This is a genomic window from Curtobacterium sp. NPDC089991 (assembly GCF_044748425.1).
In the GTDB taxonomy this organism is placed as follows: Bacteria; Actinomycetota; Actinomycetes; order Actinomycetales; family Microbacteriaceae; genus Curtobacterium.
In genome coordinates this window covers 78,976-97,712 of record NZ_JBIVGB010000003.1, presented here as the reverse complement: position 1 = coordinate 97,712, position 18,737 = coordinate 78,976, and the positions used below count along the sequence as shown (strand labels likewise).

16 protein-coding genes are annotated in these 18,737 nt (G+C 71.6%); 5 read left to right on the top strand and 11 right to left on the bottom strand.

Features of this window, described 5'->3' with window-relative positions:
- Window positions 1-373 precede the first annotated feature (373 nt).
- The 6 genes from ACIPV1_RS09815 to ACIPV1_RS09790 form a co-directional block, all read right to left on the bottom strand.
- The gene (locus ACIPV1_RS09815) at window positions 374-1,411 is read right to left on the bottom strand and encodes an NAD(P)-dependent alcohol dehydrogenase (protein WP_123939067.1); all 1,038 of its coding nucleotides are present in this window, start codon (window positions 1,409-1,411) and stop codon (window positions 374-376) included.
- A complete protein-coding gene (locus ACIPV1_RS09810) occupies window positions 1,408-2,724 on the bottom strand; it encodes an ROK family transcriptional regulator (protein WP_123939068.1) in 1,317 nt (438 codons plus the stop codon). The genes ACIPV1_RS09815 and ACIPV1_RS09810 overlap by 4 nt, the downstream gene beginning before the upstream one ends.
- A gap of 154 nt (window positions 2,725-2,878) precedes the next feature.
- Window positions 2,879-3,928 (bottom strand): sugar phosphate isomerase/epimerase, encoded by a 1,050-nt coding sequence (locus ACIPV1_RS09805; protein ID WP_123939069.1) that lies wholly within the window; start codon window positions 3,926-3,928, stop codon window positions 2,879-2,881.
- 70 nt (window positions 3,929-3,998) lie between these two features.
- Window positions 3,999-5,099 (bottom strand): Gfo/Idh/MocA family protein, encoded by a 1,101-nt coding sequence (locus ACIPV1_RS09800; RefSeq protein ID WP_123939070.1) that lies wholly within the window; start codon window positions 5,097-5,099, stop codon window positions 3,999-4,001.
- Window positions 5,096-5,803, bottom strand: coding sequence for a ThuA domain-containing protein (locus ACIPV1_RS09795; protein ID WP_123939071.1), 708 nt, complete (start codon window positions 5,801-5,803; stop codon window positions 5,096-5,098). The genes ACIPV1_RS09800 and ACIPV1_RS09795 overlap by 4 nt, the downstream gene beginning before the upstream one ends.
- On the bottom strand, window positions 5,800-6,996 hold the full coding sequence (locus ACIPV1_RS09790; RefSeq protein WP_260155063.1) for a Gfo/Idh/MocA family protein: 1,197 nt from the start codon (window positions 6,994-6,996) through the stop codon (window positions 5,800-5,802). The genes ACIPV1_RS09795 and ACIPV1_RS09790 overlap by 4 nt, the downstream gene beginning before the upstream one ends.
- A gap of 97 nt (window positions 6,997-7,093) precedes the next feature.
- On the opposite strand from ACIPV1_RS09790, the gene xylA reads away from it, so the two are divergent.
- Both xylA and ACIPV1_RS09780 read left to right on the top strand, forming a co-directional pair.
- Window positions 7,094-8,284, top strand: a complete 1,191-nt coding sequence (xylA, locus tag ACIPV1_RS09785; protein ID WP_111084913.1) for a xylose isomerase — start codon at window positions 7,094-7,096, stop codon at window positions 8,282-8,284.
- A gap of 12 nt (window positions 8,285-8,296) precedes the next feature.
- On the top strand, window positions 8,297-9,766 hold the full coding sequence (locus tag ACIPV1_RS09780; protein WP_123939072.1) for a xylulokinase: 1,470 nt from the start codon (window positions 8,297-8,299) through the stop codon (window positions 9,764-9,766).
- 98 nt (window positions 9,767-9,864) lie between these two features.
- Here the strand turns inward: ACIPV1_RS09780 and ACIPV1_RS09775 are convergent, their stop codons facing one another.
- The 4 genes from ACIPV1_RS09775 to ACIPV1_RS09760 are packed head-to-tail and all read right to left on the bottom strand — an operon-like array spanning window position 9,865 to window position 15,039.
- Window positions 9,865-11,829, bottom strand: a complete 1,965-nt coding sequence (locus ACIPV1_RS09775) for a beta-L-arabinofuranosidase domain-containing protein (protein WP_402726270.1) — start codon at window positions 11,827-11,829, stop codon at window positions 9,865-9,867.
- Complete coding sequence (locus tag ACIPV1_RS09770; RefSeq protein ID WP_123939074.1) at window positions 11,826-12,800, bottom strand: carbohydrate ABC transporter permease; 975 nt, start codon at window positions 12,798-12,800, stop codon at window positions 11,826-11,828. Before ACIPV1_RS09770 ends, ACIPV1_RS09775 begins: the two co-directional genes overlap by 4 nt.
- Window positions 12,797-13,747: a carbohydrate ABC transporter permease gene (locus tag ACIPV1_RS09765; protein ID WP_123939075.1), complete on the bottom strand. Its 951-nt coding sequence runs from the start codon at window positions 13,745-13,747 to the stop codon at window positions 12,797-12,799. The genes ACIPV1_RS09770 and ACIPV1_RS09765 overlap by 4 nt, the downstream gene beginning before the upstream one ends.
- On the bottom strand, window positions 13,744-15,039 hold the full coding sequence (locus ACIPV1_RS09760) for an ABC transporter substrate-binding protein (protein WP_185094277.1): 1,296 nt from the start codon (window positions 15,037-15,039) through the stop codon (window positions 13,744-13,746). The genes ACIPV1_RS09765 and ACIPV1_RS09760 overlap by 4 nt, the downstream gene beginning before the upstream one ends.
- A gap of 158 nt (window positions 15,040-15,197) precedes the next feature.
- Here ACIPV1_RS09760 and ACIPV1_RS09755 point away from each other — a divergent pair, with 158 nt between their 5' ends.
- The 3 genes from ACIPV1_RS09755 to ACIPV1_RS09745 are packed head-to-tail and all read left to right on the top strand — an operon-like array spanning window position 15,198 to window position 17,744.
- On the top strand, window positions 15,198-16,196 hold the full coding sequence (locus tag ACIPV1_RS09755; protein ID WP_123939077.1) for a LacI family DNA-binding transcriptional regulator: 999 nt from the start codon (window positions 15,198-15,200) through the stop codon (window positions 16,194-16,196).
- Window positions 16,196-17,179, top strand: a complete 984-nt coding sequence (locus ACIPV1_RS09750) for a phosphotransferase family protein (RefSeq protein ID WP_123939078.1) — start codon at window positions 16,196-16,198, stop codon at window positions 17,177-17,179. The genes ACIPV1_RS09755 and ACIPV1_RS09750 overlap by 1 nt, the downstream gene beginning before the upstream one ends.
- 49 nt (window positions 17,180-17,228) lie before the next feature.
- A complete protein-coding gene (locus ACIPV1_RS09745) occupies window positions 17,229-17,744 on the top strand; it encodes a nucleoside kinase (RefSeq protein WP_123939079.1) in 516 nt (171 codons plus the stop codon).
- Window positions 17,745-17,778: 34 nt separating this feature from the next.
- Here ACIPV1_RS09745 and ACIPV1_RS09740 read toward each other — a convergent pair whose 3' ends face one another.
- Window positions 17,779-18,720, bottom strand: coding sequence for a phosphotransferase (locus ACIPV1_RS09740; protein ID WP_123939080.1), 942 nt, complete (start codon window positions 18,718-18,720; stop codon window positions 17,779-17,781).
- Window positions 18,721-18,737 lie beyond the last annotated feature (17 nt).

The following is an 18,737-nucleotide window of genomic DNA, read 5'->3' as shown; positions in this document are numbered from 1 at the left end:
CGAACCGTAGCGCGTCCCGGTGACGCGCCGGTGGCCCCGTTCCGGGTCACGTGCCGGACGGGAGGCGCGTGGCGGCCTGGCCACGGGCCTCCCGTCCGCACCGTGCGCGCGTCGTCACCCGGTGCGAGCTTCCGCGCACCGTGCCCGCCCACAGGGCGACACCATGCCGACGACCGTGGACACAACGACGAACCTCGCACCGTGCGCCAGCCGCCAGCCGGACGGGAGGCGCGTGGCGGCCTGGCCACGGGCCTCCCGTCCGCACCGTGCGAGCGCCGTCACCCCGTGCGAGCTTCCGCGCACCGTGTCCGGTCGCAACCCCGCACGTGGCACGCAACGCGGCACGGGGCGGCGAACCGCGCACCGTGCGCGCTCAGGCGGGGACGCCGCCGGGGTAGACGACCGACTTGAGGGAGTCCGGGTCGGTGTCGCTCTCGAGTGCCTCGCGGACCTCGTCGAGGCCGAACCGACCCGTCACGAGCGAGTCGAGGTCGATCTGCCCGGACGCGACCAGGCCGATCGCGACGGGCCACGTGCCGGTGTAGCGGAAGATCCCGGTGACCGTGACCTCGAGGTTCTGGATGTGCTCGACGGGCAGGGTCATCTCGGAGTTGCCGAGCCCGACGAGCACCGCGGCGCCGGCCGGTCCGACCGCCTTGATGCCGTCGGACACGGCACGGGGAGCACCGCTGGCATCGATGAACGCGTCGACCGGGGCGATGTCCGAGGCGACGGACACCACGGTCGGGTCGACGACCTCCGTGGCGCCGTACTGCAACGCACGCTCCCGGCGCTCGGGGACCAGGTCGCTGACGACGATCCGGGTGGCGCCGAAGGCCCGCGCGGCCTGGGCGCAGATGATCCCGATCGGACCGGCACCGGCGATGAGCACCGAGGACCCGGGGACGATGCCGGCCTTGCGGACCGCGGCGATCCCGACGGACAGCGGTTCGAGCAGGGCACCGGCCTCGAACGAGACGGAGTCGGGCAGGACGTGGGCGAACTCGGCCTCGATCGTGACGAACTCGGCGAAGGCGCCGTCGACCGGCGGGGTCGCGTAGAAGCGCATGTGCGGGCAGAGGTTGTAGCGGCCGGCCAGGCACTGCGCACAGCGGTGGCACGGGCGCTGCGGTTCGACGGCGACGCGCTCCCCGACGCGGGCGGGGTCGACGCCAGCGCCGACAGCGGTGATCGTGCCGGACAGCTCGTGACCGAGGACGAGGGGCTCCTCGACGACGAAGTCCCCGATGCGGCCGTGGCGGTAGTAGTGCACGTCGGAGCCGCACACCCCGACGGCGGCGACCCGGACGAGCACGTCGCCCGGTTCGACCTCGGGCACGGGGCGGTCCTCGACGGTCAGGTCCTGGGTCCCGAGCAGCACGCTGGTGCGCTGGCGCTGGATGGAGGTCATGGGGTTCTCGCTTCCTCGGCCGCGGCGTCGCGGTCGGACGTGGGGGTGGTGGAGTGGTCGGGCGTGGGGGTGGTCGTGGAGTCGGCTGGAGCTGGCCTCGGGACGAGCCGGGCTGCCGTCGGGTCGCGCAGCAGGTCACGGAACCCGAGTTCGGCGGCACCGCGGAGCAGCACGTCGGCACCGAGCGCCGCCGGAGCGATCCGCAGCCGTTCGGTCACGGCGGCCATCGACTGGGCGCGGACCTCGACCTCGATGCGGTCGCCGACGTGCTCGAGCAGCACCCCGAGGAACCCGCCGAGGACGACCACCTCGGGGTTGACGGTGTGGATCGCGTTGCGGAGCGCGGTGGCGAGCGCCGTCACCTGGCGGTCGACCACCCGCTCGACCTCGGGTCGGCGTTGCGCGAGCACCGCGGCGAGCGCGGACGGGTCGTCCGGGGCGACACCGGCCGCCGCGACGAGGGCGTCGCGCGAGGCCTCGGTCTCGAGGCACCCGACGGCCCCGCAGTGGCAGCGGACACCGTTCGCCGCGACGAACGTGTGGCCGAGCTCGCCGGCGTAGCCGTCCGCGCCGCTGAGGGGCCGGGCGGCGCTGATGACACCGCCGCCGATACCGCTCGCGCCGCCGTTGAGGTAGATCAGGTCGTCGACTCCGCGGCCGCTGCCGTACAGGCGCTCCGCCCAGGCACCGGAGTTCGCGTCGTTCGTCGCACGGACCGGGAGGCCGGTGCGCTCGGCGAGGGGACGGGCGATCGGTTCGTCGTGCCAGCCCAGGTGGGGCGCGGAGCGGACCACGCCGTCCTCGACCCGTACGGTCCCGGGCACGGCGACGCCGATGCCGGCGATCCGGGCGGGTGCGGCGTCCCCGGCGACCAACCCGTCCAGGAGTCCGGCGATGGTCTCGACTGCCTGGGCAGCGGTCGGGGCCGAGCGACTCGACGCCACCGCACGGTCGCGCACGCTGCCGTCGAGCCCGACCAACGCGACGGTGACGGCGTCCACCTCGACCGTGACGGCGACGGCGACCACCTCGGCGGCAGCACGAACGACGGGGCTCGGACGGCCGACGCCAGGGCTCGGACTGCCCGCGACACCGGCGCTCGTGCTGCCCGTCGCGGGGACGTCCTCGTGCACGAGTCCGCGCTCCACCAGTTCACCGACGAGCGTGAGCGTGGTCGACCGGTTGAGACCGGTGCGTCGGGTGATCTCGGCGCGGGTGATGGGACCGTCCTCGTGCACCAGGCGGAGGACGCGCGCAGCGTTGCCGCGTGTCGGGGTCTGCGCGACGACGGGTGCCGCTGTCAGGCGAGCCATCGGGTCCTCTCGGTCGTGCTCCGTGTGTGCTGGCCCATCCTCGCGTGTTCGGTCCTTCCCAGAACGCCCGCGATGGGAAGCGGGATCGGGCACACCTGGTCGAAACGAACGACCAGGTACGCCCGGATCCGGCAGGTACGCCCGGAACCGCCGGTCACCGCGAACGCGAGAACGCGGCGTCGAACGAGGCCTCCGGCGGCGCGATCGTGCCGAGCTGCCGCACGAACGCCAGCGCCTCGGGTCCTCCGACGAGTCGGTCCATGCCGGCGTCCTCCCACTCGACGCTGGTGGGGCCGGTGTACGCGATGTGGTTCAGCACGCGGAACACGCGCTCCCACGGCACGTCACCGTGTCCGGCGGTCACGAAGTCCCAGCCGCGGCGCGGGTCGCCCCACGGCAGGTGCGAACCGAGCCGGCCGTTGCGCCCGTCGAACTGCTTCACCGACTCCTTGCAGTGCACGTGGTACACCCGGTCGGCGAAGTCGAGCAGGAACGCTGCGGGGTCGAGGTCCTGCCAGACGAAGTGCGAGGGGTCGAAGTTGAACCCGAACGCCGGCCGGTCCGCGAAGAGCTCGAGCGTGCGCTTGGCGGTCCAGTAGTCGTAGGCGATCTCGGACGGGTGCACCTCGAGCGCGAAGCGGACCCCGACCTCCTCGAACACGTCGATGATCGGCGACCACCGGTCGTGGAAGTCCTGGTACCCGGCGTCGATCATGCTCGGCGGGACCGGCGGGAAGCCCGCGACGGTCTTCCAGATCGACGACCCGGAGAACCCGGTGACGGTGTCGACCCCGAGTGCCGCTGCGGCGCGTGCGGTCCACTGCAGTTCCTCGGCGGCACGCTGTCGGACACCTTCGGCCTCGCCGTCGCCCCAGACGTGCGGCGGCAGGATGTCCTCGTGCCGCTGGTCGATGGGGTCGTCGCACACGGCCTGGCCGACCAGGTGGTTCGCGATGGTCCAGACCCGCAGCCCGTTGCGTTCCAGGATCGCCTTCCGCTCGGCGACGTACGAGGGGTCCGTCGCGGCGCGCCGGACGTCCAGGTGGTCGCCCCAGCAGGCGATCTCGAGGCCGTCGTACCCCCAGTCGCCGGCGAGCCGGGCGACCTCCTCGAAGGGCAGGTCGGCCCACTGTCCGGTGAACAGCGTGACCGGCCTGGAGGCCCGGGTCGGCTCCGCCTGGTCGCTCGCGTCCGTCGTCGTCATCGTCGTCGTCCTTCCGTGCGGTGGTCGGGGTCCGTGCTGTGTTCGAGCTGCGTGCTGTGGTCGAGGTCCGTCACCATGACCCGGGTGCGGACCCGGCGGGGACGGTGGCGGGGCGGTCGACGCGCGAGCGCACGTCGACGACCGTGTGGTCACGGGCCGCGGCCGAGACGGCCTCCATGACCTCGAGCACGTGGAACGCGAGGTCGCCGGAGGCCCGGTGCGGACGGTCCGTGGTGATCGCGTGCGCCAGGTCGGCGAGCCCGTAGCCGCGACCGGCGTCGGCGTACCCGGCGGAGACCGGCAGCTCGCGCCACTCGCGGTCGTCCGCCGTCGCGATCGACACCGGGTCCGAGAACCGGTTCGGGTCCGGCACACCGAGGGTGCCGGCCGTGCCGTACACCTCGAACAGCGGTGCTCGGGTGGCCCAGACCTCGAACGAGACGGTGACGGTGGAGACCACGCCGTCCTCGTGCTCGAGGATCGCGACGACGTGGGTGTCGATGTCGACGGGGATCACGGTGCCGGCGTTCGGTCCGGTCGCGATCGTCCGCTCGCGGGTGGAGCGCGTGGCACTGCCGCTCACCCGGACGACGGGCCCGAAGAAGCTGACGAGGCTGGTCAGGTAGTACGGCCCCATGTCGAGCAGCGGTCCGCCACCGGGCTGGTAGTAGAACGCGGGTGCCGGGTGCCAGAGTTCGTGGCCGGGGGCGCTCCAGGCGACGGCCGCTCCGACCGGGGTGCCGATCAGGCCGTCGTCGAGGGCGGCCCGCGCGGTCTGGATGCCGGTGCCGAGCACGGTGTCCGGGGCGCTGCCGACCCGCAGGCCCGCGGCTCGGGCGGCCTCGAGCACCGGTTCGGCCTCGGCCGTGGACATCGCCAGGGGCTTCTCGCCGTAGACGTGCTTGCCCGCGGCGAGCGCCCGGGTCGCGACGTCGGCGTGGGCGGCGGGGATCGTCAGGTTGAGCACCACGTCGACGTCGTCGGCCGCGAGCAACTCGTCGACGCTCGTGCCGCGCACTCCCTGCGCGGCGCCGACCGCCTGCGCCCGGTCGACGTCGAGGTCGGCGACCGCGACGAGCGCCAGGCCGGGCAGGGCCGGGAAGTGTTCGAAGTACTGCTGGCTGATCACGCCGACGCCCACCACCCCGACGCGGAGGACGGGTTCGTTCACCGTGCTGCCCACAGGAGGCCCCTCTCGATGATGGTGCGGAGCGGCTGCGACTCGACGACCTCGAGGCGGTGCCCGGGTGCGGAGACGAACACGCGACCAGCACCCCACTGCCGTGTCCAGATCGCCGGGGCGGTGACCGGACGGTTCCAGGCGTCGAAGTCGCGCGCTTCCTGCGTGGTGGTCGCGAGGACGTCGTTGTACTCGTCGGACAGCACCCAGTACTGCTCGGTGACGAGGTCGAAGTCCTCGATGCCCTGCGTGATCGGGTGCGATCGTCCGAGGTCGGTGAGGTGCACCGTGTACGGGATGTAGTTGTCGGACTGCTCCCCGACGCGCTCGTCGGGGTGCTTGCCGGCGTGGTGGGCGAACTGGCCGCCGACCATGTGCAGGTAGTCGGCGGTGTTCCGGAACGCGTCCGCGATCCCGCCGTGCCAGCCGGCCAGTCCGGCGCCGTTCAGCACCGCGCGCTGCAGCCCGGCGAACTCGTCGTCGGCGATGGTCGACATGGTGACGACCTGCACGATCAGGTCGACCTCGGCCATGACGGACGCGTCGGCGTAGACGGCCGTGGAGTCCGACACCCGGACCGCGAACCCGTTGTCGCGCAGGAACGGGACGAACAGGTCGGTGGTCTCGACGGGCTGGTGGCCGTCCCATCCCCCGCGGACGACGAGCGCCTGGCGTGTCCCGTCGGCGGCGGTCACGCGGTCACCGTCCAGCTGCTGCCGTCGGCGGCACTGCGTTCGACGGCGTCGAGCACCCGCTGCACGTGCAGGCCGTCCTCGAACGAGGGCGACGGGTCGGTGCCGGCGACGATCGATTCGACGAAGTCCTTCACCTGGTGGCTGAAGGTGTGCTCGTACCCGATGAGGTGTCCGGTGGGCCACCACGCCGCCATGTAGGGGTGCTCGGGTTCGGTGACCAGGATGCGGCGGAAGCCCTGCTCTCCCGCGGGTGCCGACGACTCGTACAGCCGCAGTTCGTTCATGGACTCGAGGTCGAACTGGATCGCTCCCTCGGACCCGCTGATCTCGAGCGTCAGGCCGTTCTTCCGGCCGGTGGCGTAGCGCGTGGCCTCGAACGTGCCGATCGCGCCGTCGGCCGCACCGCCGCCGAGTCGGGCGGTGAAGAACGCGGCATCGTCGACGGTGACCTGCCCGCGCTCGCTCGACGCCGTGCCGGAGAGTCCGACGCCGTCGGCGAGCAGGGGGCGCTCGGTCACGAAGGTCTCGAGCAGGCCCGACACCCGGGTGAGCTCGGCGCCGGTGACGTGCTCGACGAGGTCGATCGCGTGCGCGCCGATGTCGCCGAGCGCACCGGAACCGGCGAGCTCCTTGTCGAGGCGCCAGGTCATCGGGCCGTCCTCGTCGGCGAGCCAGTCCTGCAGGTAGAGCGCGCGGACCTGGCGCACGGTGCCGATCCGGCCGTCCTGCACGAGCTGTCGGGCGAAGGCGATGGCCGGCACCCGGCGGTAGCTGAACCCGACCATGGCGCGGACCCCGTGCGCCCGGGCGGCTGCGGCAGCGGCGGTCATCGCCTCGGCCTGTTCGACGGTGTTGGCGAGCGGCTTCTCGCACAGGACGTGCTTGCCGGCCTCGAGCGCGGCGATCGCGATCTCGACGTGCGACGACCCGGGCGACACGATGTCGACGACGTCGATGTCCGGGTCGGCCACGACGGCACGCCAGTCGGTGGATGCCGACTGCCAGCCGTACTGCACGCGAGCCGCCTCGGTGCGTTCCGGGTCGCGCCCGACGATCACCGCCATCTCGGGCTCGACCCCGAGGTCGAAGAACCTGGGGGCGGTCCGCCACGCCTGTGAGTGTGCGGCTCCCATGAAGCCGTGCCCCACCATGGCGATCCGCAGTCGTTGCTGCGCCGTCGAAACACTTGCCATCCGCTCGCTCCTTTGCGATCACGTCCTTGCCACAGCCAACACTACCGCTTATGTTGGGCGCGGCAACATTTTGTTTCGACGACGAACGGTGACCACCATGGCAACGACGCCCACCCGTGCAGACAAGTTCTCCTTCGGTCTCTGGACCATCGGCTACAACGGCTCCGACCCCTTCGGCGGGCCGACCCGTCCGGCCCTCGACGTGGTCGAGGCGGTCGAGAAGCTCGACGAGCTCGGCGCCTACGGCCTGACCTTCCACGACGACGACCTGTTCGCGTTCGGCTCGACCGACGCCGAGCGGCAGACGCAGATCGACCGCCTCAAGGGTGCGCTCGACTCCACCGGCCTCATCGTGCCGATGGTGACGACGAACCTGTTCTCCGCACCCGTGTTCAAGGACGGCGGCTTCACCTCGAACGACCGGCAGGTCCGCCGCTTCGCGCTCCGCAAGGTCCTGCGCAACATCGACCTCGCCGCCGAGCTCGGTGCGTCGACGTTCGTGATGTGGGGCGGCCGCGAAGGCTCCGAGTACGACAGCGCGAAGGACGTGCAGGCCGCACTCGAGCGCTACCGCGAGGCCGTCAACCTGCTCGCCGACTACGTCACCGACAAGGGCTACGGCATCCGCTTCGCGATCGAGCCGAAGCCGAACGAGCCGCGCGGCGACATCCTGCTGCCGACCCTCGGCCACGCGATCGCCTTCACCGAGACCCTCGAGCGCCCCGAGCTGTTCGGCATCAACCCCGAGGTCGGCCACGAGCAGATGGCGGGCCTGAACTTCACGGCCGGCATCGCCCAGGCGCTTTACCAGGGCAAGCTCTTCCACATCGACCTCAACGGTCAGCGCGGCATCAAGTACGACCAGGACCTGGTGTTCGGCCACGGCGACCTGCAGAACGCGTTCTCGCTCGTCGACCTGCTCGAGCACGGTTCGCCGCAGGGCGGCCAGGCCTACGACGGCCCGCGCCACTTCGACTACAAGCCGAGCCGCACCGAGGACATCACGGGCGTCTGGGACTCGGCGGCCGCGAACATGCGCATGTACCTGCTCCTCAAGGAGCGCGCGCAGGCCTTCCGCGCCGACCCCGAGGTGCAGGCCGCGCTCGAGGCCTCGAAGGTCGGGGAGCTCAGCACGCCGACCCTGAATGACGGCGAGTCCTACGACGCCTTCCTGTCCGACCGCTCGGCCTACGAGGACTTCGACGCCGACGCGTACTTCGGCGGCAAGGGCTTCGGCTTCGTCCGACTGCAGCAGCTCGCCATCGAGCACCTGCTCGGCGCGCGCTGACAGGCTGCGGGGATGACACAGCTCGTCGCCGGCGTCGACTCGTCGACCCAGTCCTGCAAGGTCACGATCCGCGACGCGGCGACGGGTGCCGTCGTCAGTGAGGGACGTGCCGCCCACCCGGACGGCACGTCCGTCGATCCCCGCCACTGGTGGGACGCCCTCGGCACCGCGGTCGCGGACGCCGGCGGGCTCACCGACGTCGGCGCCGTCGCGATCGCCGGGCAGCAGCACGGCATGGTCGCGCTCGACGCCGACGGTCACGTGGTCCGCGACGCCCTGCTCTGGAACGACGTGCGCAGTGCGGATGCGGCCGCGCAGATGGTCGAGGAGATCGGACGGGAGGCGTGGGTCGCCCGGACGGGACTGGTCCCGGTGGCATCGTTCACCGGTACCAAGCTGCGGTGGCTCCGCGACGCCGAGCCGGACAACGCCGGCCGCGTCGCAGCCGTCGCGCTCCCCCACGACTGGTTGTCGTGGCGGCTGCGCGGGTACGGCCCGGCCGACGAGAGTCCGCTCGGCCCCGACCTCGACGCACTCGCCACCGACGCCTCGGACGCCAGCGGCACGGCCTATTGGGACCCGGTGCGCCGGGAGTACGACCCGGAGCTGTTCGAACTCGCGCTCGGTCGCCCGATGCGCGTCGCCGGCTCCGAGCCGACCGCGGACACGGTCGTCGTGCCGCGCGTGGTCACCCACGACGAGGCGATGGGGACGCTCGACGTCGACGTCACGCTGCCGAACGGCTCGGTCGCACCGTCCGGACTGGTCGTGGCCGCCGGACTCGGCGACAACGCCGGTGCGGCGCTCGGACTCGGACTCGCTCCCGGGGACATCGCGGTGTCCCTGGGGACCAGCGGGACCGTCTTCGGCGTCACCGCGACCGAGGTCCTGGACGCGAGCGGGACCGTGGCGGGCTTCGCCGACGGGACCGGGTCGCGCCTCCCGATCGTCACGACGCTCAACGCAGCCCGCGTGCTCGAGGTGATCGGCGGCCTGCTCGGCGTGGACCACGACGCGCTCGGCGAGCTGGCGCTGCAGGCGCCGGCCGGGGCCGACGGCCTCGTGCTGGTGCCGTACTTCGTCGGCGAGCGCACGCCCAACCGGCCGGACGCGACCGCGTCACTGCTCGGGATGACCCCGGGCACGACCGACCGACCGCACCTGGCGCGCGCCGCGGTGGAGGGCATGCTCTGTGCCCTGGCCGACGGGCTCGCCGCGGTCGAGGGGACCGGCGTGACCGTGTCACGACTGCTGCTCATCGGCGGGGCCGCGCGGAACGAGGCCGTCCGGACCGTCGCGGCGCAGGTGTTCGGGCGCGACGTGCTCATCCCGGAACCCGGCGAGTACGTGGCGTCCGGGGCCGCGCGTCAGGCAGCCTGGGCGTTGACCGGCGCACTGCCGTCGTGGGACATCGCGACGACGACCGTGCCGGCGGACCCGCACCCCGAGGTGCTCGAGCAGTACCGCGCCGCGGCGCGCTGACCGGTCGTCCACCCAGCAGGAACGGGCGTACCTGGTCGGAGCTTCCGACCGGGTACGCCCGTTCCTGCCAGGTAAGCCCCGCCAGCTACGCCCGCCAGCTACGCCCCCGCCAGCGTCGGTTCCTCGGTGTCGTCGACGTCCTGCCAGCTCCCCGCGACCGGGAACTCCGTCACCCGGAGCCGCGCCGACCCGTACGGCACCAGCCGCAGGTCGCCGTCGGGCACGTGGTCGAGCACCGGACTGAACGGCGGCAGGTCTGCCTGCGCACCGGCCATCCGCCACCCGGTCGCCCGCGCACCGGGAGCGTGCAGCACGACCGGAGCGGTCCGGCGGTCACGCAACGACCACGGCGCAGCCGGCACAGCACCGCGGGTGATCCGCCAGCGGTCGGCGTCTCGGACCTCGGCGAGCGCCCAGTTCCAGGACCCACGGGCGTGCACCTCCCACTCGCCGATTCCGGGCGCACCGTGGTGCTCCACCCAGTGCTCGCCGGGCGAGTACACCATCGTCAGCGGCCCGAGTCGGACCGCTGCAGCCTGACGCTCTCGCCGGACCACCCGCGCCCGCATCGGCAGGACGAGGACGACCGCGCCCGCCGACGACCAGTCGCGTTCCAGGGTCACGTACCCGTCGACGACCTGGAGGCCCGGATCACCACCCTGCGCCGCCAGCGGCACACGGTCGCCGCCGACCGACAACGCAGCGTCACGTGCCCAGGACGGGATCCGCAGGCGCAGGGCGAACGGGGTCGTGCGGGCGGTGTCGACGCGGATCGTCACGGTCTCGTCGAACGGGTACTCGGTGTCCACGGTGATCGACACGTCGTCGTCGTCGACCGTGGTCTGCACTGCGGAGGGTGCGTAGGCGACGACGCGCAGTCCGTCGTCGTCGCGCAGCCACAGGTGGGACACGAACTTCGGCCACCCCTGGTGCAGGTTCGCCGTGCAGCACCCGAAGTGCGGTTCGAGCCCGAAGATCCCGGCGTCGTCGGACGAGAAGCTCCACTCGCGTCGGGCGACGGAGACCTCGACCTGGTTCGTCTGCTGGTGGTACTGGTGTCCGCGCATCTCGGGGTCGCTCGACGCCGGCAGCAGGTTGTAGGCGAGCTCCTCGAGCCGGTCGCCGTCGATGCCACGTCCGTACACCTGCGCGTGCACCGAGGCCGTGAACATCATCTCGACCACCTGGCACGTCTCGATGCCCGCGGTGGCTTCGCGGCCGCCGAGCCACTCGTCGCCGGAGAACCACCCGTTGGCCTGCCCGTGCCACCGGTCGAGTGCCGCGAACGACGTCTCCGTGCGTGCGGCGTGCGCGGCGAGGCCGTGGTCGCGCAGGGCGTCGACGGCGCCGGTCTTCAGGCCCATCGCCACGTTCGGCCCGTGGGTCCGGTGCGAGAAGGTGCGCGCCGGGCCGGTGATCAGTTCGTCGGCCAGGTAGTCGTCCCAGCGGATGGTCTGGGCGGCGAGCAGGTCGACCAGTTCGAGCAGCCAGGCGTCGCCCGTCCGCTCGTGCAGCCACCAGACCGACAGCGCGTTGTCGGCACCGCGTGCCCGCCCCCACGAGGTCAGCGGCCGGCCCGGCAGGTGGTCGAGCTGGTGACGGAAGTAGCGTTCGAGGAACGGCGCCACCCGCTCGTCACCGGTGGCGTCGGCGTGCTGCGTGAGCACCTTGAGCGCCACCATCCGCGGCCACCAGTCGTCGTTGCCGGTCGGTCCGAAGAACCCGTCCTCGCGCTGCGACCCGAGGATCCACTCGATCCACGGCGTCGCGAGGTCGAGCAGCCGCTGGTCCTGCAGCACGTGGGCGAGCGGCACCAGGCCGTCGAGGTAGTACGGCCCGCGCTCCCAGTTCTCGCCCGTTCCGCCGAGCCACCCGCTGTCCGGGCCGACGTCGGGCCAGATCGCTTCGAGCTGCCCGGTGATGTTGTCGGCCTGCAGCCGGAGCTGGTCGCGCAGCCAGCCGCGGGGCGTGATGGTGCCGAGTGCCAGTGGGCGGTGCGGACGCCCCACGGTGGCAGCGTCGGTGCTGGTCGTGGTGGCGGTGCCGGTGTCCGTGATGGTCATTTGATGGATCCTCCGATGAGACCTTTGGTGTAGTACCGCTGCAGTGCGAGGAACAGCACGACCACCGGGACCGTCGCGACGCACGCGATGGCGGTGAGGAGCCCCGGATCGATCACCGGCACGCCGGGGATCTTGAAGGACGTGCTGATGCTCGACAGGGCGAGCGGCAGGGTGTACTTGCTGTCGGTCGACAGGAACGTCACGGAACTGAGCAGGTCGTTCCAGCCGGCCATGAAGCCGAAGAGTGCGGTGGTGACGAGTCCTGGCCACGCCAGCGGGAGCATCACCGAACGCAGGATCCGTCCGGTGCCCGCGCCGTCGATCGCCGCGGCGTCCTCGAGCTCCGACGGGATCCCGTCGAACGTGTTGCGCATGACGAACACCGAGAACGGCAGCTGGAGCGTCACCAGCACCAGCACCACCCCGGCGAGTGAGTCGAGCAGCCCGAGTCTGCCGAGCACGATCGAGAGCGGCGTGAGCAGCCCCTGGAACGGCACGACGAGCGGTGCCAGCAGGAGCACGAACACGATCGCGCTGCCGCGGAACCGGATCTTCGACAGGGCGTACGCAGCGAGCGTCGACACGAGGGCGACGAGCACCGCGACTGCGATGGCGACGACGAACGAGTTGACGATGTTCTGCCGCAGGTCCACCGACGGGTCGAAGACCTTCGTGTAGTTCCGGAGCGTGAGCGTGGCGATCGACTCGAACCCGATCCCCTGCGCGTCGGCGTCCGCCGGCAGGAACGACCGGAACAGGATGTACAGGACCGGTGCGATGAACAGCAGCGCGAGCACGGTGCCCACGGCGACGTAGGCGACACCACTGGCGTGCACCCGTCGACGACGCGGTGGTCCGTGCGGGGTCGCGCCCGGCACGTCGGTCCGGTCCGTCCCGTCCGGTCGGGAGGCGCGGCTCGCGTCGCGTCGAGCAGCTGCGGTCGTCCGCCTGGTCACGTCGGTGGCGCTCATCGGTCGTCCTCCGTTCCGGTCGAACGCAGGGCCCGGAGCTGGACGACCGCGATCGCCAGGATGATCACGGTGAGGATCATCGACAGCGCGGCGCCGTAGCCGAGGTCGTAGCGGACGAACGACTGCTGGTACGTGTACATGACCGTGGTGGTGGTCGACCCGCTCGGGCCGCCCTTGGTCAGGACGTAGAACTGGTCGAAGACGAGGATCGAGCCCGACACCGCGAGCAGCATGCAGAGTGCGAACTGCCGCCGGACGAGCGGGAACACCACTGAGCCCTCGCGGCGCCACCACCCGGCGCCGTCGATCTTCGACGCCTCGATCACCTCGGTCGGCACGGCCTGCATGCCGGCCATGAGCAGGATCATCGCGACGCCCATCGACTTCCACACCGTCAGGACGATGACCGCCCAGAACGCCGTGTCGGGCGAGGTGAACCACGCGGTGTCACCGTTCGTGATCCCGATCGACCGCAGCAGGACGTTGATCGCCCCGGTCCCCGGCACGAGCAGCACGTTCGCCATGTACGCCGCGGCGGTGAACCCGATGACGACCGGCATGAAGAACGCCGTCCGGACGAAGGACACGAACCGACCCTCGCCGCGGACCATCGTCGCGGCCCCGTAGCTCACCGCCATCCCGAGCGGTACGGCCACGACGGTGAACAGCAGCGAGAAGACCAGCGAGCGCCAGAACGCCGAGTCCTGGAACGCCTGCGCGTAGTTCGCGACACCTGCCCCGCTGACCCGACCGAGCAGCGGCCAGTTCGCGAACGACATCCCGACGAGCAGCACCATCGGCACGACGAAGAACACGACCGCGAGGACGAGTGCGGGAGCGACGAGCACCCACGCCAGCGTCTGGCGTCGACGACTCGCGGAGCGCGGACGGGAGCGCGCACCCCCGTCCGCGACGCCGGCGAGCGCCGAGGAGGTGACGGCTGTCACTGCCCGACCTGGCTGTACGCCTGCTCGATGAGCGAGTTCGCCTGCTGCTCGGCGCTCTCCAGCGCGGAGTCGGCGTCGGCGCCCTGGAAGATGACCTTCTGGGACTGCTGCGCCCAGGGACCGTTCGGGTCGTTGATGACCGCGTTGTAGGCGATGCTCTTCGGGAGCTTGCCGATCGCGAGCGTGTCGACGATGTCCTTCGACCAGTCGTCCGTCGCGAGGCTCTTCGCCACGGCCAGGTCCGGCGCGATCCACCCCTGCGAGAGGTCGATTTCGGCGGCTTCCTTCGAACTGACCAGCCACTCCATGAGCGACCACGCGCCGTCGGCGTTCTTCGCGCCGGCGGTCATGCCGATCTCGTCACCACCGAGGAACGAGCCGGAGCCGCCCTCCACGCCGGGGATGCCGACCGCACTGCCGAAGTCGGCCTTCTTCGCGGTGAGGGTGTTCGCGCCGCCGAACAGGATGCCGACCTTGCCGTTCAGGGCGTTCTGCTGCCCGACGTTGCCCGGGTCCTGGTTCGGCTCGTCGGTCTTCTGCATGAGCCCGGACTCCCACATCTCCTGGTACCAGTCGACCATCCCGACGAGTTCCGGGCTGGTGAACTCCGCCTTCTGGCTCTTGCCCGCCGCCGTCAGGACGCTGCCGCTCTTCGCCCACGAGCTCGGGAACCCGGTCCACGCCTGTCCGACGCCGCCGAGGGTCGAGAACCCGGTGACGCCTCCCCCGAGCGCCTGGATCTTCTCAGCCGCGGCCTTCACCTCGGCGAGGGACGTCGGCGGCTTGGCCGGGTCGAGGCCGGCCTTCGTGAACAGTGACTTGCTCCAGAACATCTGGGAGCCGGTGAGCGCCACGGGCAGGGCGTAGTTCTTGCCGTCGAGCGTGCCGATCTCGACACCGGCCGGCGCGAGGTCGCCCTTGTTCGACAGACCCTTCACCTTGTCGGTGACGTCGGCGAGCAGCCCCTGGGTTGCGAGCAGCGGCGTGTTGACGATGTCGTAGCTGACGAGGTCCGGGACCGATCCGGCCCGCGCGGAGTTGGCGAGCTTCGTGAGGTACTGGTCGGCCTGGATCGTGGAGAGCTTCACCGTGACGTCCGGGTGTGCCTTCTCGTAGGCCTTGACCTGGTCGGTCAGGTCGACGCCGCCGTCGCGCTGCCAAAGCGTCACCGTGCCCTTCGCGGAACCTCCGCTGTCGGCCGTCCCGCTCGATGAGCACCCGGCCAACCCGAGTGCCGCGACCGTGAGGGCGGCGGCCAGGGTCGCGGTCCGCCGGATCGTGGATGTCTTCATCGTCATCTCCAAATCACTCCTTGCCGCATCGTTGCGGCAAGCTTTGCTGTGTTTGCCGAAGGTAGAACGGGACAACAGCCGTGTCAATGCTTGACGTCGGAATCGTTGTACGGCAAGGTTTGCCGGGTGCCGTACGCTCGGATCGCTAGGAGGACGCCGTGGTCAATCGACGTGAAGTGACGCTCGCCGACGTCGCCGCACAGACCGGCGTGTCCGTCGGGACGGTCTCGAAGGTCCTGAACGGCCGCGGACAGATCGCCGAAGGGACGCGGCAACGCGTCGCAGCAGCCGCCACCGAGCTGGGACTGAGCGTGCGCGCCGCGACGCCAGCCGCGCCTCCCGGTCGGTCCTTCCTGGTGGGCGTTCTGTCCACCGACGCCTACGGACGCTTCACGATCCCGATCCTCACCGGAGCCGAGGACACCTTCGGACCCGGCGAGGTGTCGATGCTGCTCGCGGAGAGCCGCGGCGATCCGATCCGCGAGGCCCACTACGTGCAGACGTTCCTCAACCAGCGCGTCGACGGCATCGTCGTGACCGGTCGCTCCAGCGACCCGCGTCCCTCGATCACCGGGCTGCTCGGTGTCCCCGCCGTGTACGCGCTCGCGCCCTCGCTCGATCCGGACGACGTCTCGATCGTGCCGGACGACGAAGCCGGCGCGGCACGGGCGATCGACCACCTCGTGGGCTCCGGCAGGCGCTCCATCGCGGTCGTCGCGGGTGCACGGCGGCACACCGCGACGGCGCACCGCGTCGACAGCGCGAAGCGGGCCGTCGCCGCAGCCGGCGCGACCCTCGCCGGAGGAGACGCCCTGTACGGCGAGTGGAGCGAGCGGTGGGGGTACGAAGCGGCCACCCGCTTGCTCGGGACCGACTTCGACGGCGTGTTCTGCGCGAGCGACCAGATCGCCCGCGGTGTCGTGGACTGCCTGCGGGACAACGGCATCGTCGTGCCGACCCAGGTCGGTGTCGTCGGTGTCGACAACTGGAGCGTCATCACCGATGCGGCGCGACCGAGCATCACCTCGGTGGACCTCAACCTCCGCGAGGTCGGGCGGCAGGCCGCGGCCCTGCTCATGCGGACGATCCAGGGCGAGGAGGTCGCCGGTGGCGTCCGCACCGCGGAGTGCTTCCTCGTTCCTCGACAGTCGACCTGATGGACCCGGCACTGTCCCGGGCACTGCTCGCCGCGGGCCTGCCGGCCACCGGGCACTTCGTGCCGACGGGTGGTTGGGTCAGTCGCGCCTGGGTCGGCGACGAGTTCGTCGTCCGCCTGAGCACCGGACTGATCCGCGGCGCGTACGACCACGAGGCCGCGGTGGTCGACGTGCTCGACGGCACCGACGTCCCACACGCGCGGCACGTCGCCCACGGCGACGGACCCGACGGTGCCTGGTACGTCTCCGAACGGCTGCCGGGCCGGACCCTGCACGACGCCTGGCCGTCGGCCGACACCGGGGAGCGTCGGTCGGTGATCGAGAGCCTCGGCACCGCCGTGCGTGCACTCCACCGCGTGCCGGTACCGGACGGCCTGCTCCCGCCCTGGCTCGCCGACGCGCTGGCCGGCGGCCCCTGGCCTGCGTACCACCCGCCCGTCATCGGTTCGTTGCGCGGGCTGGTCGATGCCGCGCGGCGGTCGGTCGAGGTCGATGCCCGTCTGCTCGACGATGCCCGTCTGCTCGACGACGTCGCGGACTGGATCGAGGACCGGACCGCGTTGTTCGCCGAGGACCGCCCCGTCCTCGTCCACGGAGACCTGCACGGGTCCAACATCATGGTCGACGACGGGCGCGTGACCGGGATCATCGACTTCGCCGAGGCCCTGGCGCAGCCCGCGGACGCCGAGCTCGACACGATCCTGCGGTGGTGCGCGCGGCCAGGTGAGTTCCCGCCGAGACCCGGCGAGCCAGGACTCGACGTGTCGACCCTCGCACCGGTCCCCGGATGGTTGCGCGGCACCTACCCGGAGCTGTTCGAACGTGCGGATCTGCGCGAACGACTGCAGTGCTACGACATGTACGTCGAGCTCGCGATCCTCGCGCACCATCCCGACCCCGAGGTCCGGGAACTCGCGGCGGGCCGCGTCGCTCGTCTGCTCGCCGGTCACGACCACGTCGACGGCCTGGTCTGGGACGCCTGATCGCACCGGTACCTCGCCGGTCGACGCACCTCGGCGTAGCGTGCCACGCATGGGCGTCAGGAACCACCTCGTGGAGGGCGTCTCCGGTACCGGGAAGACGGCTGTCTGCCTCGAGTTGCGCCGGCGCGGCTTCCCGGCGGTGAACGGGGACCGCGAACTCGCGTACCAGGGTGATCCCCGCACCGGCGCCGCCGTCGACGGTCTGTCCGGCCTCGACGTGCACGCCCACCACCTCTGGAACGCCGAGCTGGTCCGGGAGCGGGCGGCGGACCGCTCGGAACCGGTGACCTTCTTCTGTGGCGGATCCCGGAACGTCGGCGCGTTCCTCGACCTGTTCGACGAGGTCTTCGTCCTGACCGTCGACGCAGCGACGCTCGACGACCGGCTCGACGCGCGCGCCGGCGACGAGTGGGCGGGGCGGGGCCGAACGGCCGAGCGGGCCCTGGTCCGTCAGCTCCACGCGTCCGGTGCGGACACACCTCCCGGCACGCCGATCGACGCGACCCGGCCGCTGTCGGCGGTCGTCGACGAGATCCTGCGGCGGTGCGGCCTGCTCGGGGCGTGACCGACGCCCCCGGGCCGCCGCGGTCGCTCGCCGCTCACTCCCCCGAAGCGCGCTCGATCCGCTCGAGACGTTCGATGCGCTCGATGCGCTCAAGACCGACCCGGCACCGGTCGACGTACTCGGCGTACAGGTCCGGCCGTTGCTCCCGCGCCCACCGGGTCACGTCGACGAGGTGCAGCGCGGTGAGCGACGCCAGGGTCGCGTGGTCAGCCGGGCTGGCCAGCCCGGCGGCGGCGGTGAACTCGTCGTACTCGGCCCTCGAGATCGTCGCGTCGACGAACGCCCACTCGAACACCCGACGAGCGTCGGTCCACGGTGACGGACCGGTCTCGGCAGCACCCCAGTCGATGAGCACGGGCGCGCGACCCGGTCCCCGTGCGATCAGGTTCCGCGGTGCCAGGTCGCCGTGCGCGAGTCCGAACGCGAATCGCTCCGCGGCCAGCCGCTCGAAGTGCCTCCGGAGCGCGCCGGCCGAGGTGTAGGCGCCGTCGTGGCGGAGTGGGTCGTCCGCGACGAGCGCTGCGCTGTTGTACGCCAGGTGCGCCGACCACGCCCGAGCCAGGTCGGTGCCGAAGCGGGTGTACAACGACGGCGGCGCCTCCGCCAGGCTGATCGAGGCGACGGTGCGGGCGGACGATCCGAGCCACGTCCAGGGGTGCTCGATCGGCCGCGGGTCGGGTTCGACGTACTCGGACACGATGAAGGGGACGCCGTCCTGGACACCGTGGCCGATCGGACGAGCGACGGTGATGCCCGCTGCGGCAGCCGCTCGCGCGGCCCACGCCTCGACGGGGAACTCGTCCGAGCGCAGGGGGTCGACGGGGAACCGCACGACGACGTCGGCACCGACCGCTCGCCGCACCCGGTACGTGTGGTTCACGGATCCGCCCAGCAGCCGTTCGGCCTGGTCGTCCGAGCTCCCGACGGCGCGCAGCACCGCGTCCAGACGGTGGCGGTGGGTGTCGTCGTCGAGCACGCACCCATCATGGCCGT